At 47.6% G+C, this 19,339-nt stretch carries 1 protein-coding gene; it reads right to left on the bottom strand.

Annotated features, from left to right (window positions below):
• Positions 1-61: 61 nt before the first annotated feature.
• A complete protein-coding gene (locus MHB85_RS13075; RefSeq protein ID WP_341073055.1) occupies positions 62-19,291 on the bottom strand; it encodes a non-ribosomal peptide synthetase in 19,230 nt (6,409 codons plus the stop codon).
• Between the last annotated feature and the right edge of the window lie 48 nt (positions 19,292-19,339).

Raw genomic sequence — 19,339 nt, 5'->3', positions numbered from 1 at the left:
CCTACTTTCATGTTAAAAAAAGGTTGGCGTTTCTGACTCACGAAACGCCAACCTTATAATGTTATTTAGTGCTTGTCAGCAAGAGTTCGTTGATGAGCATTGCATTCTGTTCCACAATTTCTGGATAGTTTTTGTCGATCATCTCCATATGTTTGCCGTAACCTTTCACTTGTCTGAATTGTCCTGTGGTGGATTGGGCCCACAAGGCAATCGAAGCATTGGCATTCAAAAGTCCTGAAGTCACATAACTGATGTTACCATCAATCGTACCAAAGGTTATGGCTTCATGAACATACAGGTAAGACTTCGTAATCAGCTCCAGCAAATAGTCATTCGCCAATTTTTCAAGGTCTTGATATTGACTCATGTTGAACTTTTGCTGAATCTCCTGCCTGATTTGTTCTTCAGTCAGACGATGCTCTTCCACCTCTGTTCGGTATTTTGAGTCCAGTATAATCAGGTCACGCACTTCATATCCTCTGCGATTAAGCTCTTTGGCTACATCGAAGGCCAGCACTCCACCCGAGGAGTAACCCATCAGTGTGAACGGGCCCTCCTTTTGAATATCAATCATCATTTGGGCGTAACGAGCAATCCGATCTTCTGAAGTGATGAAATTAAAGCTGTAAACTCCGAACGAGTCCAGATGCTGAGCAAGCGTCATGTAGGCAATCCCCATGGAAGCAGCGGGAGGAAAACAGAAAATAATCCGATTTTTTTCGCTCGTCCGGGTTAGCTGCATGTAATCTTCGGTGTAGTCCTCCAGCAGATCTTTGGCTTTCTCAACAAAGGCCGCCAGATCAGCAATGGTCGGTTTTTCAAAAATGTCCTTAAACGGGATTCTAAAATTCAACAGACTGTACAAACGGGATACAAAAGACATCACGTTTAACGAATTCGCACCCAGCTCAAACAGATTTGCATGTATGCTAATCGGCTTCACTGGAAGAATGTCCTCCCAAATATCTGTCATATGGCGTTCCAGTTCCGTTTCCGGTGGTGTATAGGAATGTAGAGCTGTCACACTGCCCTCGGGCTCAGGCAATGCCTTCAAGTCCACTTTTCCGTTCACCGTCAATGGGAGTTGATCCATCACAATAAAGAATGCAGGTATCATATATGCGGGAAGCTCGTCAAGCAATCCCTGTTTCAGTTGAACGATGTCCATCTTTTTACTCGGGTCCACAGGTACGATGTACGCACAGAGATAGCTCTGCTGAGCATCATCTTGCCGCGGGGTCACAATTACATCTTTGACTTCCGGTTGTTGTAGCAAACGATGTTCAATTTCTCCCGGCTCAATACGGTATCCCCTAATTTTCACCTGATGATCGATTCGTCCGAGGAATTCCATGTCGCCATTAGGCAGCCATTGCACCAAATCACCTGTCCGGTATAGGGTAGTCCCTTCTTTGAACGGATTGGGTACAAACTTCTGCACCGTTAGTTCTGGACGTCCGAAGTATCCTCGGGATACTCCATCACCTCCAATGTAAAGTTCCCCTGGTGAACCAGCCGGAAGCAGTTGCTGCTGTTGATTCAGCACATATAACTGCACATTTGCAGCAGGTTTCCCAATAGGTACTGAGATTCTCGTGTCCGTCTCGGGATTGTACGGATGGATCATACAGCCTACAACCGTTTCCGTTGGCCCATATTCATTAAAGATCTGAACCTTGCCTCCGAAACTTTCGTACACTTCCCGAGCCAATTCCGATTTCAGGTCCTCACCACCTACAATCAGGCACTTGATACTGGAACGGGTATTGTCCATATCCTTAATCAGATTCAGATGTGATGGTGTCAATTTAACCACGCCTGCTTGCCGATCCCTGAATACATTCAGGATCACCGGTTCATCTCCGCTGGTTGGATATACCACTATTTTATTTCCAGTAACCAGCGGTGTAAAGATCGAAGTGATCGTCAAATCAAACGCAAAGGAAGAGTACAGGGCAAAATCAAGCTCCTGATTCTGCAAATAAACGTCCTTCGCCCAGAAAATATAGTTGATCAGACCGCTGTGCGGAATCATTGTGCCTTTTGGTTTCCCGGTCGATCCTGAGGTATAAATCATATACGCTATATCCTCCGGTCCAGCTTGCAGTTCCAATGGTTCTGCTGAATAATGGCTATAATCCGCATCAATCGCTACGGATGTTCTGCCTGACACGGTATGGCCTTCTCCCATTTCCAATATAATCGGTGAACCGCTATCCTCCAAAATAAATGCAATTCGTTCTGCGGGATATTCCGGGTCAATGGGCACATACGCTCCGCCCGCCTTCATAATAGCCAGAATGCCAACAATCATCTCGGGTGAGCGCTCAACCATAATACCCACCATGGAACCTGGACCAACATGGATAGCCTTTAAATGTCTTGCCAATTGATTCGATTTTATGTCGAGCTGATTGTAAGTCAGCGCATTATCGCCCAACGCTACGGCAATATGTTCAGGAGTCTTGGCGGCCTGTTCACTGACCAACTGATGCATCATTTTGCCCTTTGGATAGGCTGATGCGGTATCGTTGTACTGATCCAACAGGATGACCTGCTCTTGTTTGGTCATGATTTGGATATCATCAACCCGCAAGTTTTCATCTGTCACAATTTGTTTCAACAGCGTAAGCATATGGTCTTCCATGACTTTCATCAGGGCTTCATCATATTTGCCCGAATCATAAGCAAACTTGATTACAAGCTCTTCACCAGGTATTGCAATGAGATTGAATCCATAATTCGTCTGTTCCTGACTATGGACATCCTCAATGACAAACCCAATATCACTCGCGCCCTGTTCCACGAGACTTGGATCCACCGAGTAATTTTCAAAAACCATAATATGATCGATCAAATCTCTTTTCAGACTGCTCAAAGACGCAATTTCAGCCAGACCCAGATGGTGATGCTGACTCCCTTCAATCGATAATGCCTGCATATCTCCAACCAGTTGTTTGAAGGTATGTCCCTCATCCCATTGAATCCGTGCAGGAATGGTGTTGATAAATAAACCAACCATGTTTTCGATCCCTCTTACCTGCGCTTCTCTCCCGGATACCACCGTTCCAAAGACGACATCCGAAGTATCGTTGTACTTCGCAAGCATGATTCCCCAGACACACTGCATAACCGTATAAAATGTGACATGGTTCCGGTTGGCAAGGTCATTCATTTGCTTCGTGAGCTGTCTGGAAATGCGGAATTGATGCTCCTGTGGAGTGACCCCATCGTTCAATGAACGAGAAGCTCCTGCTGGCAACTGAACCTTGTTCTCATATCCGCCCAGATAATTCCTCCAGTACGAGATGGCTTCATCCTTGTTCAACGCCTGCAACCATTCCACATATTCACTGTAAGGTACAGGCTCGTGGAGCTGAATGTTTTTCCCAGTACATTTGCATTCATAGAGATGGACCAGCTCTGCAAGAATGATGCCTCTTGCCCAGCCATCAAGCAAGATATGATGGTTACTCCAGATTAACGAGTATTGCTCCTCATTGGTCTGCAACAATTCAAATCGAACCAGTGTATCTTTTCCAAGGTCAAAGCCTTTTCTTTTGTCCTCCATAGCAATTGACAATACACGAGTGCCTCTGTCCTGTTCTGGCAATCCTCGAAGATCCCGGTATACAAAAGCAGCCCCGCGGTTTTGACAAATAATATTCCGCGGCTCTTCCGTAACTTGGTATTCAATGGAAGCACGAAGCATTTCGTGACGTTGCATCAACAGGGTCAGACTCTCCTGAAACCGATCAATGTCAAGATTTCCTCTGATATTCATGATCAGCTGCTCAAAATAAACCCTGTCTCCGCGATTCTCAAGTGCATGGTACAGCATCCCGCGCTGCATGTTGGCCAAAGGATATATTTTCTCAATTCGCTCTGGGCCGAACTTTTGCGTAATCACTTTCAAATTTTGCAGCGTTACATATGGATCTCCATAATCGGATGGCGTTTTTTCGGCCTGCTGTTGCTGCGCGCAATGTTCAATGACCTGTTGAAGCATTTTTTGGTAGGTTGTTGCAAAGTTCACTACAATGGATTCATCAAACAACTTGTGATTGTAAGTGATGTTAATCATCAATTGACCATCAGCCACATAGGCAATAACTTCCATTGGATTGGCACGAATCACATCATCACCAACCGGATTGCCTGCTGACAACCAGGAAGAACGAAACAGACCACTATTGATGTCCTGATCCATCTGTCCCAAATAGTTAAACAACAGGGGCGGTGTCTGCTCTTTCAACATTGGCAACTCATTGGACATATACTTCAATATGCCGTAACCGATTCCTTTGGCTGGAACTCTTCTTAGCTGCTCTTTAACATCCTTGATCGTTGTGCCAAGCCCTTCCTCATTCCCGAGATCGATACATACCGGATATTTGCTTGTAAACCAGCCAACTGTACGACTGATATCCAATTCGTCTCCCATAAGCTCGCGACCGTGACCTTCCATCGTTACCTTAATTTTGCTCGCTCCTGCACATTTCCTGATGGAGAGAGCGAGAGCAGCCAGTAGAATGTCATTAATTTCGGTATAGTAGGCCTGGTTTGTCTCTCGTAAAAGTTGAGTGGTCATCTCCCGGTCCAGCGACACACTGCTCATTCGATTATCACCGTAACGGTATTCATCCAGATGAACTTCATGCCTTGGAAGAAAACCGGTCTCTTCCTGATCCGTCTTGATCCAATACGCCCGCTCTTTCGCGAGACGCCCTCCCTTCGCATAGTCGTTCAGGAAAGAGGCATAGTACGGGTAAGAATCCGTAATCGGATAAAAAGAAAGATCTTGTCCTTCCAGAAGTTGCTGGTATCCTATCGCCAAATCTTCCAATAAAATTTTCCAGGATACACCATCAATTATCATATGATGGATTACAAGGAGCAGGTGATCTCCCTGATCGGTTCTGAAAATGACAGCTCGCACCAGCGGCCCCTCGAAAATGTCTATGGATTCCTGTATACGGGAGGCTGCCTGCTGCACCTTGATGAACAATTCCTGCTCATCAAGACCGTTCATGTCCTGTACCTCCATTTGGAAAAGACCTGCTTCATAATCGAGCTGGGTCTGCACCACCTTGCCTTGTTCCTCATGATAGGACATCCGCAAGACATCGTGATGCATCATTAACCCTTCCATGATCTGCCGGACTGTCTCTGGATTGAATCCCTCCTCGCGGTACAACATCAGGGACTGATTAAAGTGGTTCATTCCTGTACGTTGATGCTGCAAGAAATAAGACTTCTGGATGGGTGTAAGATCAACTGGACCCGTCACAGGCTGCTTCATCCGATTTATAAGGGAATCTTCTCTCATGTAACGTCCCAGCAACTTGATCTGTGGATGGGCAAATAGCTCTTTCATGGTGAGCTTTTTGCCAGCTCTGGACAGTCTGGATATAATTTGCAATGCTTTGATGGAATCACCACCGGAAGCAAAGAAGTGATGGTTAATGCCCATTGGCTTGAAGCCAAGCACCTCTTCCCAGATCGAAACGAGCAACCTCTCCGCCTCGTTTCTTGGGGCCTCATAGACCGTCTCTCCACCCATGCTTGCATCCGGTTCGGGAAGTGCACGTACATCCAATTTCCCATTGCCGTTCAGAGGCAGGGTATCCAATTGCATAAAATGCGTAGGAATCATATATTCAGGCAATTCGACACCCAGATGAATGCGAATTTCGTCCAATGGTATCGATCTGTTTGCGGTGAAATAGGCACAGAGTACGGCAGCCTGTTCCTGGGCTCCAGGTACGATAACGGCCTCGCGTACACCTTCCAGAAGCAGCATTTGTTTTTTGATTTCATCCAATTCAATCCGATAACCACGCACTTTCACCTGGTTATCCTTCCGACCTGCCAGTTCCAGCTCACCATCATGTGTCCAACGGGCAAGATCTCCTGTTTTGTACATGATCTGCCCCGGCTGAAATGGATCTTCAACAAATTTCTCTCGGGTCAGTTCTGCTTGATTGAAATAGCCGGTGGATACTGCTTCACCCGTAACACAAATTTCACCGAAAACACCCCGGGGCACCAGATGATTATGGTTATCCAGCACGTATACCGCTGTGTTATCGATCGGTCTGCCAATAACCGGATAATCCATAAAGGAATGAACATTTACAGACGATATGTGATGAAAAACGACACCAATCGTCGTTTCAGTTGGACCATAATGATTCATGATCCGGCTGTTTGGATATTCTTGAAGATACTTTTCCACATCCGTTGTATTCGTCTTCTCTCCACCAAGCACAACCAGCCTCAGCACAGGCTGCCATTCTGTAAATGCAGGATCATGGAGCAGCAGATTGAATAATGAAGGTGTCAGTTTGATGAATGTGATACGCTGTGAAGCCATCATTTGTAATACTCTAGCCGGATTGGTGTAGTCTTCCTTGCTTGGAACGTGAAGCTCTCCGCCCTGCAACAAGGATGAAAATACACCTGTGTATCCCAGATCAAAAGCACTGGAAGACATCAGCATCGTTCGATCTGCCGTAGAAATTCCCGCCTCGCGGATGAACCATTGTGTGTAATTAACAATATTTCGGTTGCGAACCAAGACACCTTTCGGAGTACCTGTTGAACCTGATGTATAGATCATATAGACCTGCTGTTCAGGCGAAGTCGGCAGAGATAGATCCGTGTAGTCAAAGCTCTCGATACTGCCATCGTTAACCTGACACACATCGCCACTGAAAGATAACTCCTTGGACAACGGATGATCCGTCAACAGAAGGATAGCCTGACTGTCTTTCAAAATAACATTTGTCCTGTTCACAGTCTGCTCAGGATCAATCGGTAAATAGATGGCTCCCGTTTTAAGAACGGCCAGCATGCTTATAATCAAGTCCACAGATGGATTAATGCTTACTGCGATAACCGAATTCGGTACAGCCCCTCTTGCTCTCAACGAGCGAGCCAGTTGATTAGCGCTGCGATTCAACTCTTCATAAGATAATTCGTTTTCTCCTGACACAACTGCCCGTTGCCCGGATGACTTCCTCACTTGCTCCTCGAACAGTTCGATCAGGGCTGCATCTGTTCTGTATTGCACAGGTTGACCACAGGATAGCTGCATAATGGATTTTGTCTCTTCTGACGTGATGAATTGAATATCCTGCAACCGCGACGTGGCATCGTTACTGATATTATCCAGCAACTCAGTCAGGTGGCCTGCCATACGCTCTATTGTTTCAGGCTTAAACAACTCCGTAGAGTACGTAAATACACATTTGATCCGGCCCTCAGCTTCCATTGCGGTTAAAGTGATATCAAATTTGGATCGGATGTTACTTGGAGGAAGTGAGCTGAATTGCACACCCTCTATCGCAAGCTCCTCACTGTCATAATTCTGGAATACCAGCATCGTATCAAACAAGGCACTTCGGCTCATATCTCTTGCCAAGGCAAGCTGTTCAACCAGTTCATCAAATGCATAATCCTGGTTTTCATAGGCCTGAAGTGTGTTCTCCTTGATCTCGTTCAGATACTCCTTGAACGTAAACGTGCCTACGGGACGATTCCGAAGTGCCAGCGTATTAATGAACAAACCGATTACATTTTCCAGCTCCGGCTGTGAATTACCTGCTATTGGTGTCCCCACGATGATATCCTCTTGCCCAGTGTATCGATGTAACAGTGTTGTATAACCAGCAAGCAGAAGCATAAATAAGGTTACGCCCTCTTGATGAGCCAATTGAGACAGCCGTTGCGACACACCCTCAGATAACTCGAACGGAAACAGTTCGCCTTCATAATTGCGGTGTTGTGGTCTTGCATAATCGATAGGCAGATCCAAGAGCGGGACTTCCTCTTGATAGGCACTGAGCCAGTAGTCCTTCTGTGCCTGCATCACTTCCGTTGTTCTGGATAGTGCCTGCCACTCGGCATAATCCCTGTATTGCAATTGTAGTGGTTCAAACGTTTGTCCTTCATACAGGGCGATCAGCTCCCTGGTCAAAACACCCATAGAAACACCGTCCGCAATAATGTGATGCATATCCATAATCAGACTGTATTCAGCCGGCCCCATCTGCACAAGTTCGACCCGCAGCAACGGAGCCTGAGTCAGATTGAATGGACGTACAAATCTCGCCTGCCACGCTTCTAAAGTCTGGTCACCCAGCTCGAGAGATGTGATCCTGAATTCCACCTGTTGATCAATTCGTTGAACTGGCTGTCCATCAACCATATGGAAGGAAGTCCTGAATGATTCATGACGCTTGATCAGATCCTGAAAGGCTCTTTCCAATTGGCGTACATCCAGATTTCCAGATATTTTCATAGCATAAGGCATATTGTAGGCCAGGCTCGAATCTTCCAGCTGATGCATAATAAAAAGCCTTTTTTGTGCGGACGAAAGCGGATAGAACTCCTTGGTTTCCGCTTTGGTTATGGTCACATATTTGCTGGAACGAGCAGAATCAATCCACTGGGACAAGGCTCTAACCGTAGGCGTTGCAAATACTTGTCTCAAGGGTATGGCCACACCGAATGCCTTATGGACACGAGATACGAGAGCCGAAGCCTTCAGCGAGTGTCCTCCAACTTCAAAGAAATTGTGGCTTACGCCAATACGGTCATTCTTTAGAAGCTGATGCCAGAGTGCAAGCAATTCCGCTTCCACCCTGCTTCCCGGAGCTTCATAACCCCCAAGTGCAGACATGCCCGCTTCCGGGGCTGGCAGCGCTTTACGATCCACTTTCCCGTTGGAGGTCAATGGCAATTGATCCATCTTTACAATGTAGGCTGGCATCATATAATCCGGCAATTGAAGAGACAACTGTTGTCTGATCTGTTGCGTAACTGCGTCATCTGCTACCTCGTTTAGGGTTATATATGCGCAGATATATTGTGTATGCTCTTCATCCGCCCTGGCTACAACGAATGCATCCTTGACGACAGGAAGCTGAAGCAATTGATGTTCGATTTCACCCAATTCAATTCGATATCCCCGAATTTTGACCTGATGGTCCATGCGGCCCAAGTACTCCATGTTGCCATCTGCACGCCATCTGGCCAAGTCGCCTGAACGATACATTTTCTCACCAGGATAGAACGGATCTTCGACAAATCGTTCTTCCGTAAGACTGGATCGGTTGAGGTATCCTCTGGCAAGCCCTTCTCCTGCAACGTATAGCTCACCTGCACATCCTACAGGCTGTAATTGGAGATACTGGTTCAGAATATATGCCCGGAGTGTAGGGATGGGCTGACCTATATTACTTCTGCCCATTTGCATATCAGACAGGGTAATCTCCTTATAGGTAACATGAACCGTAGTCTCCGTAATGCCGTACATATTAATTAATTTTGTAGATGGATAACGCTTATGCCATGCTGTCAATAATGACGGACTTAGCGCTTCTCCGCCAAAAATGACTTTTCGCAAACTCAATTCCTTCCTCGGACGTTTTGCCTCCTCATGCATCAATCGATAGAAGTAAGATGGCGTCTGATTCAGAATGGTTACCTTTTCACGGATTAATAATTGCAGGAATTCTCCAGGCTGTTGGGCGACCAGATGTGGAACGATAAGTAAGGTTCCTCCGTACAACAGTGCTCCATACATCTCCCACACCGAAAAATCAAAACAGAAGGAATGGAACATCGTCCATACATCGTTCTCGCTGAAATTAAATCGATTACGGTCATTGATCAACAAACGCACGACATTTTTATGCTCAATCAGTGTTCCCTTCGGATTCCCAGTCGTACCTGAGGTATAAATGACATAGGCGAGATCATGTGACTGAACGGATGTCTCCAGATTTCCTGCATCCAGGTGATACGAGTTCTCTTCCTCCAAGACAACGCATGAACCCCGGTGAAGTCCACGATCCATTCCTTTTTCAGAAACTACCAGCAGGCGGATGCCCGAATCCTCCAGCATATAGCTAATACGATCATCCGGATAAGTGGGATCAATAGGTATATATGCGGCTCCCGCTTTTAACACTGCCATAATGCCAACGATCATATCGATTGACCGATCCGCCATAATCCCAAAGAATTGCTCTGTTCCTCCTGTAAGCGAAAACAACGTACGGGCCAGTTGATTGGAACGCTCATTCAGCTCCATGTACGTCATATGACGATGCTCATCCCGGACAGCAATTCGATCAGGCGTACGTCGAACTTGCTGCTGGAATAGCTCATGAATGGTCATATTTCGCGGGTAATCCGCATCAGAGTTATTGAAAGAATTCAGGAGCACCTCACACTCTTGACCAATCACAAGTTGAATGTCAGCAAGCTGATGATGATCAGCTGAAGTAACTTGTTCTGCCACACTCCTAAAATGTTGATCCATACGCTCGATGATGGATGAATCATATTTATTACCATCATACGTAATCACAAGGGTCAGGCTGTCGCCAGGTGTTGCCGAAATCAGGAATCCGTAGTTGCTCTGTTCCTCCGCATGCAGTCCGGTAATTTCAAAACCAACCCCAGTGCTGGATTGTTGAACGGCTCCATGATCCAGGGCATAGTTCTCAAATACAAAGACGTGATCCATTAATTCCTTATTGAGATTACTCAATGCCTGAACCTCAGCCAGATTCAAATAATTAAATCGCTGACTTTCAACGGCTTGTTTCTGAACGGCCTGGAGTACGTCGCCAAAATGCTTTTGATGCGGGTAACCAATCCGAACGGGAATCGTATTGATGAACAACCCTATCATCTCTTCTATGCCTTCAACTGGCGCTTCTCTGCCAGAGACTACGGTTCCAAATATGACGTCCTCCGTATCATTATATCTGGCCAGCACCAGACCCCAGATACATTGAATGACGGTATTCAACGTCACCCCATAATGAGCACCTATTTCATTTAATTGGCGGGTTAACTCCTGACCCAAAGATATCGTCTGTTCTTTTCGCAAATACGGAACATCATGCTCTGTAAGAAGCAAACCTGGAACACTCGACTGTGTGTCATAATTCTCCAGATAACGTCTCCAATACGCTTGGGCCTCATCCTTGTCCTGACGAATGAGCCATTCAATATATTGATGATATCGTTTCGGCTCCTTCAGGTTGTGCGCCTTATTCTCAAGCTTGGCCTTATAGATCTGGAACAGCTCGGATAATATAATTCCCAGACACCATCCATCCAGCAAAATATGATGATGGCTCCATACAAGGGTATAGGATTCATCTGTGGTGCGAAACAGAGCTGCACGCATAAGCGGCTGTGTATCCAGACGGAAACTGCGAGCCTTATCCTGCTGTGAAAAAGTTTCCAACTGTGCTGCTGATTGATTTGCTTCCAAAGCTGTCCAGTCTTGAAATTCAAATTCAATGGTGAGATTTTGCATAATGACCTGTCTCGGTTCTTCCAAATCTCGATGTATAAATGAAGCTCTCAACGCTTCATGTCTGTTCATGAGCTCATTGAAACTGGATTGCAGATCATCCGGGTTCACTTCCCCGCGAATCTCCATGACCGTTTGCTGGAAATACGCAGTTGATGACGGATCTTCCATCGCGTGAAAGAGCATGCCTTGCTGCATATTGGTTAATGGATAAATCCGTTCAATGATCACGCCCGGACAGGCTGACTTAATAAGATCTAACTCCTCCAGTGCCAGGTTTGGATCACCATAGTCGGAAGGCGTATATGTCGTTTCACGCTGAGACAAGCAATGGTCCACAGTTTCCGTTAATCGTTCGAAAAACGTCTCTGCAAATCGGCTTACAAGCGGCATGTCCACCGCAGTTTGGTTTGCTGTTACGTTGAGATGTAACTTCCCACCGGAAACGAAGGCGTTCAGTTCAATCGGGTTATTTCGGGCGATATGGCCACCAATCGTTTGCCCCGTAGAGAAACGAGACTCCCGGAACATGGCTTCCCCAATCATGCCTCCGTCCATCTCACCGAGATAGTTAAACGAAATGGATGCTGGACGCTCCGTCTGCAACTCCGGCATCCGGGCCACATATTTCAGCGCTCCATAGCTGAAGCCTTTATGAGGTACCTTGCGCAATCCTTCTTTCACCCGTTTGATGGTGACCGAAAGCTCGTCCTCTACCTCCCCTTCCAGCAGTACCGGGTACAGGGTCGTAAACCAGCCCACGGTGCGGCTGAGATCGATGCCTTCCAGCACATCCTCCCGGCCATGGCCTTCCAGGTTCACTTTCAGCTTCAGCTCACCCGTCAGCTTCCGCACCGCGAGGTACAGCGCACTAAGCAGCAGATCATTGATCTCCGTCTGATAGGCCCGATTGCTCTCCCGCAGCAGCTGCCGGGTGACTTCCGTACTCAGGGTGCTTTGCACGGTATGGCTGTCCGCAAATCGATCTGGTTCCGCCGATTCCTCACGCTCTCCCAGGTTCAGCCCCGCCCCCTCCGCTGCAAGTCTACTCCAGTAGGCTCGCTCCTTCGCGGCCTGCGGGCTGTTCGCGTAATCCTGCACAGCTTCTGCGAAACGCTGGTAAGAGTCGGTCTTCTCGCCCGCATCCAGCTCTTCTCCCCGCTCCGCCTGCTGATACAGCACTTCCATGTCTTCCAGCAGGATTCGCCAGGACACCCCGTCCACGACTAGGTGATGAATCGCCAGCAGCAGATGGTCTCCGTCCTCGGCTTCAAACCACCCGACCTGTACCAGCTTGCCCTCTTCCAGGTTACATGCCTGCTGCACCCGGGTAGCCGCCTCATAGACCTGACGCTCCGGTTCAGCCCAGCCCCGTGTATCAAATCGGTGCAGGGTATACATCCGCTCTCCAGTTTGAACCGGACGGTTGAATTGGCGGATGCTACCATCTGCTTGCATCTCATACCTCATGCGCAGCGCATCATGATGCTCCAGCAACCGATCCAGCACCTGTTCCAGCACGTCCGGCTTGAACCCGGCCGCCCGATGCAGCATGAAGGACTGTGTGAAGTGATTTTGTTCCGTCGTGTTGTTCGCAAAAAACCACTGCTGAATCGGGGTCAGCTGCACTTCTCCTTCCACCGGCTCCTGGCTCCGGCGCTCACGCTGATCCCATTTCACATACGGGGAGAGATCCCGAATCTTTGGATAGGCAAACAAATCCCGGACCTCCATCCGCAGTCCCGCTCGGGCCAGACGTGATCCGATCTGGAGTGCCTTGATGGAGTCTCCCCCGGAGACAAAGAACTGGTGATTGATGCCCAGCTCCTCCATGTTTAACACGTCACGCCAAACGTCCACCAGTAGGCGCTCCACCTCGTTGCGCGGTGCTTCTGTCTCCGGCGCGGCAGGCAGATGGTGGTCCGGCTCAGGTAACGCCTTGCGGTCCAGCTTGCCATGAGACGTCAGCGGCAGCTGATCCAGCTGCACCACATAGGCTGGGATCATATAATCCGGCAGTTCCGCTTCCAGCCAGTCCCGAACGGTAGCAGCTGTCCACACTGCTTCGCCTTCGGCTACAACATAGGCGCATAACGCCCCATTTCCCTGCGGGTCCTGATGAGCCAGAACCGCTGTTTCCCGGATCGCCGGATGTTTCAGCAGTTGTTGCTCGATCTCGCCAAGCTCAATCCGGTATCCACGGATTTTCACCTGTTGATCGGTACGCCCCATAAATTGTAGGTTGCCACCAGGCAGCCAGCGCACCAGATCACCTGTCCGGTACATTTTGCCGCCGGGTTCATACGGGTTGTCTACAAATTTCTCGGCTGTCAGTTCCGGATTATTAAGGTAGCCCCGTGCCAGACTGTGACCGGCAATGTACATCTCCCCGGTCACACCTATCGGACAGAATTGAAGATGATCATTCAAAATAAAAATTCTTGTATTCGTAAAAGGTTTGCCTATAGGAATGACACCCTCTATGGAATCGACTTCATGCAGAGTGGTAACCACCGTATTTTCCGTTGGTCCGTAAGCGTTGATCAGCTTGTAATTCGGAAGATTATGAAGTTTAAGCTGCTCTCCCCCCGAAACGAGCAAACGTAATGACGAATTTGGCAGTTCAACAAATGATTCACATACCTTGGAAGAAAGAGTCGCAACCGTTATTCCATACTCCGATAAGTATTCATTCAGCCTCAATATATCCAGTCTCAGCTCGGTCGGAATGATATGAAGTGTAGCCCCTGACATCAGTGCAGGGAAAATTTCACTAATCGAAGCGTCAAAGGTCATTTGGAGATAGTTTGCCACCCGGTCTCTCTCAGTTAACTGTAGAGCATCTATATATCCACAACAGAAGTTGGTCAAGGCGCTTTGCTCAACCTGTACCCCCTTTGGCATACCTGTAGAACCTGAAGTGTAGATGATATATGCCAAATCATCAGGGTTTGTGGTCATCGTTGCCGAATCAGCTACAGACGGAATTTGGAGTGATGCCGCAGCATTCCAATCCTTCAATGCTGCCTCATCCAGAATGAATGTCACACATTCGGAATCAGCAGCTCTGAGCCGATCTGACCAAAGGTTCTGGGTCACAACCAGTCCTGCCCCGCTATCCTGAAGCATGTACCGGATTCGCTCAACCGGAGTTGATGGGTCCAGTGGTAAATAAGCTCCTCCTGATTTCATAATACCGAGAATGCCCGCAATCATTTCTACAGACCGATCCATCATAATACCAACGACCGTTTCTCTGGTTACACCACGCTGACGCAGGCGAGCTGCCAGGAAGTCTGCCGCCTCATTTAGCTCATAATAGGTCATGCTTCTGCCGTCATGCATAACCGCAACCTGATCAGGTGTCCGCAGAGCATTTTGCTCAATCCACTCGTACACCCGCTGGTGCAGCGGATAAGAGCAGGCGTTATCATTATAGATATGCTGTAGCGTCTGCTTCTCTTCCTCAGATACGACTTCAAACTCACCCAGCTTGCCTTGGGGATTGCTTAATATCCCTTTTAACAATTGAATAAAATGATGGCTCATGTTTTCAACCGTTTGAAGGGAAAACAGATCACTGCAATATTCCAGTTCAAACTCAAGTTGGCCATTCTGTACAACAGCAGCAAGAGTCAGATCAAATTTGGCAATGGGCAGTTCCGTCTCATAAGGCTCAACGTGTAAATCAATCCATTGTTGTCCGGATGTACGCTCAAGCTCCAGATTTTGCAGCACAAACATCGTATCCACCAATGCGTTTCTGCTTCTGTCTCTTGAGACACGAAGTTTGTTGATGAGTTCATCAAGCGGATAATCCTGATTTTCATAAGCCTGTAATGCATTCTCCTTCACTTCTCTCAGGAAATCACTGAAGGACCGTTCCGCTACAGGATAATTCCGCATGGCAAGTGTATTAACAAACATACCGATCACCTGCTGGAGATCTGCGTGTTTACGCCCCGCAATCGGAGATCCCACGACAATATCATCTTGTCCTGAATATCTGGAAAGTAAAGTTGTATAAGCGGCCAGCAGTACCATATATAGTGTCGCTTCATGATCTCTGGCCAATTGATGCAGTTCACGTGTGAGCTGTTCGTCACAAACAAATCGCACCCGGTTTCCTTTAAAAGAGTACACTTGCGGTCTTGGCCAGTCTGTTGGCAATTGAAGAACCGGAATTTCTCCCTCAAATCGATTGAGCCAGTAGGTCTCCTGTGTCTTCAGCCCTTCACTATTAAACCAATCCTTCTGCCACTCGGAGTAATCCTTGTACTGTAACTTCAGCTCAGGCAGAGATTTCCCCTCATACAATTCATGAAACTCCTGAACAAGCACACCCGTTGACACACCATCTGCGATAATATGATGCATGTCCATCACGACTGCATGTTCCTGTTCACTGATTTTCACAAGTTCAACCCGCATTAATGGGGCCTTGTCCAGCTCGAATGGACGAATTCGATCCGAAAGCGTTTCTTCCAGAGATCGGCTTCCCAGTTCAATATGTTCAACAGCAAACGGAACATGTGAATGAATCCGTTGGACGGGTTCGCCATCCACAATGACAAAGGACGTCCTGAATGACTCATGTCTCTGTACCAATTGCCGGAATGCCTCTTCAAATCGCACCACGTCCAGTTCTCCAGATACCTTCATCACTGCAGGCATATTATATGAAGTTCCGGTATCCGAAATCTGATGCAGCATATGAAGTCTGCGTTGAGCAGAAGAGAGTGCATAATAGGGCTTTGATTCGGCCGATTGTATGGAAAGATAGTCCTCTTTGGCAGCAGATTCAATGTAATTGGCAATACCTCGGATGGTTGGAGCAAGGAAAAGCTGTCGAATCGGCACCATCACCTGAATCTCTTTGTGAATTCGTGATGCCAGTGCTGTCGCTTTGAGTGAATGACCGCCGGACTCAAAGAAGTGATCATGAACCCCCGCAATCTGCACTCCCAAAATTTCTTTCCATATGGTGCAAATGCGATTCTCCAGCACCGTACTTGGTGCTTCATATTGGTCATGCTTCAAATGCTCTATACATTCTGCCGGTTCAGGTAGCGCCCTGCGATCAACCTTTCCATTTCCTGTTAGGGGAAGCTCATCGAGCAGGATAAAATAGGAAGGAACCATGTAGTCCGGCAGGCGCTCCGATACATACGTACGAATTCCGGTGGTTGTCAGCGCTGGATCAGCCTTTAGATATGCAATCAATATGTCCTGATCGGCTGCATCTTTTCTCGTCACTACGACCCCTTCGCGAATCCCTTCATGCTCCAGCAGAACATGCTCAATCTCGCCCAATTCAATGCGGTAACCGCGCAATTTAACCTGATGGTCCAAGCGTTCGAGAAACTCAATATCTCCATTTTGGAGCCGGCGTACTCGATCACCTGTGCGATACATCCGTGTTCCCTCAAGCAAGGGATGTGGAACGAATCGGGAATCGGTTAGTTCCTTGTTATTCAAATACCCCAAGCTCAAACCATCTCCGGAGATACATAACTCTCCTGGAATACCAGCTGGAACGGGATTCTGGTACCGGTCCATCACCCAGACCGAAGTATTGGCAATTGGTTTTCCGATGGGAAGGTTGGTAACCGCTGCTTCGATGGACCTAATGGGATAAGCTGTAGCAAAAACCGTGCTTTCTGTGGGTCCGTATACGTGAATCAGGCGATCCGATCCGAGAATATCCAGTCCTTTCCTGGCCTGGGCCACGGATGCCCGCTCGCCCCCAAATAATATTTTGCGGAAGCCGCGAAGACATTCCGGCTCACGATCAACGAGCAGATTAAACAGTGCGGTCGTCATGAAAGAAACCGTGACTTTCTCACGAACGATAACTTCGGCGAGCGCTTGGGTGTCCAGAACCGTGTCCTGCTTGAGCAGAACCAGACTGGCTCCGTTCAAAAGTGCGCCAAAAATATCAAAGACAGATCCGTCAAACGCATAATTCGAAAGCTGCAAAATCCGGTCTTCCGGGCAAATATCAATGTAATCCGTCTCACATACAACCCGAATTACGTTTGCATGAGAGATCATCACTCCTTTGGGCAATCCGGTAGAGCCAGACGTGTAGATCATGTAGGCCAGATCATCCATGCGGCTCTCCTTGTCAGGCTTCACTTCCATTACCTGTGTGGCAGCCGCCATCTCCATGACCGCAGGCATATGATTCATGTAGTCCCCATACAGCGGTAACATTGGAAAATTCAGCGGTGCCTGGCTGATCCATTCGGGCTGTGTCAAGAGCACCGCAGACCTGCTGTCCTGAAGCATATGACTTATTCTTTCTTCCGGCCAGCCCGGGTCCATGGGAAGATAAGCTGCCCCTGCTTTCAGAATCCCGAGTATGCCCACAATCATCTCTACCGAGCGGTCTGCCAGCAGTCCTACCACTGCCTGCTTGGGTAGCCCAAATTCGTATAACCGGGATGCCATTTGATCCGCTTTTTCCTGCAATTCACGGTAGGTGATGTGCATATCATCCATAATAAGGGCGGTGGCATGAGGCGTTTTCTGGACTTGTTCATCAAAAAGCTGGGGAATGGTTTTCCATTTGGGATAATCCGTCACAGCCCCATTTGAAACCATTTCAAGCATCGGAAGTTCATCGTTCAAGACGAGAGTAATATCCTGGATATGAATACTCTCATCTGACGTAATTTGATGGATAATCGCTTTCATATGCGTCTCAATCTGATCCATCAGAGCCGGTTCATAGACATGTTCGTCATAAATGAGCAGCAGCGTCAACTTCTCTCCAAGTCCAGCAGCCATTGTAAACGGATAGTTAGTTCGTTCCTCTCCAGTGATCTCGTTGATTTCAAAACCCAGATTGGACCGCTCTGCCATCTTCCTCGTATCCAGAGCATAATTTTCAAACACAACGACATGATCAAGCAGATCATGTTTGAGTTCAGTGCGGGCCTGCACCTCGGCCAGACTTAAATATTGATACGCCTGACTGTTCAATGCGTCCGACTGAATCTTTTTCATAAGCTCCACAAATGGTTGCTCTCCAGAAAAGGTGACACGTGTAGGAATGGTATTGATAAACAAACCAACCATATTCTCAATGCCATCCACGGCTGCATCCCTCCCAGATACAACGGTCCCAAAGACAGCATCTTCGTTATCATTATATTTGGCGAGCAGAAACCCCCACATCGCTTGAACGACGGTGTGGAGTGTCACGGCATGTTTCTGCGCCATCTCTTTCATTTTTGTGGTGAGAGCTTGGGAAAACTCTATTTTCTTCTCTCTTCTGGAGAACGCCATCTCACTTGTTGGTCGGTTTATCGAAGGCAAGCCGGTCTTCTCACTGTATCCTGACAGATAATGCTCCCAGTACCCAAGGCCCGATTCCTGTTCCTGCTGCTGGAGCCACTTCATGTAATTGCTATAGGGACGGGTATCTGCCATTTTAGACGGTAAGCCATTGGATCTATCAGCATATATATCCAGCAATTCATTGAAGAGAATGCCCATGCTCCAGCCATCCAGTATCATATGGTGAAACGTCCAGATCATCTGGAAATGCTGTTCACCAGTACAAACAAGAGCGATTCGAAGCAGGTTGTCCTTGGACAAATTAAATCCTTTTGCACGATCCTTCTCCATAAAATCTTGCATTAAGGCAGCGACTTCATCGTCTGACCTGCCCCTCAGATCGTGAAAGGTAAACCCGATCGTCCGCCTCGCAAGCACAACATGAACGGGCTCCTCCAATTTGGTATGAACTGAGGCTCTCAATATTTCATGTCGTTCAAGCAACTGATTGAAGCTTTGCTCCAGAATTTCGGGATCTATCTCCCCGCGGATATCCAGTACCGTTTGTTCAAAATAGGCATCTTCAGACGGATTTTCGAGCGCATGAAACAGCATTCCTCTTTGCATCGGGGATAATGGGTATATTTTCTCGACTTTTGCCTTCATGGACCGATATCATCTCCTTATTGGATCGTACCTAAGCTGTCCTAAACT

It is taken from the genome of Paenibacillus sp. FSL K6-4396 (assembly GCF_038002525.1).
GTDB classification, from domain to species: domain Bacteria; phylum Bacillota; class Bacilli; order Paenibacillales; family Paenibacillaceae; genus Paenibacillus; species Paenibacillus amylolyticus_B.
Note: the sequence above shows the minus strand (reverse complement) of the source record. Positions and strands in the feature narration are given on the sequence as shown.

What these genes read in the sequence shown, in the direction of transcription:
- MHB85_RS13075 (WP_341073055.1), bottom strand. Translation starts at nt 19,291, where the DNA reads ATGAAGGCAAAAGTCGAGAAAATATACCCATTATCCCCGATGCAAAGA.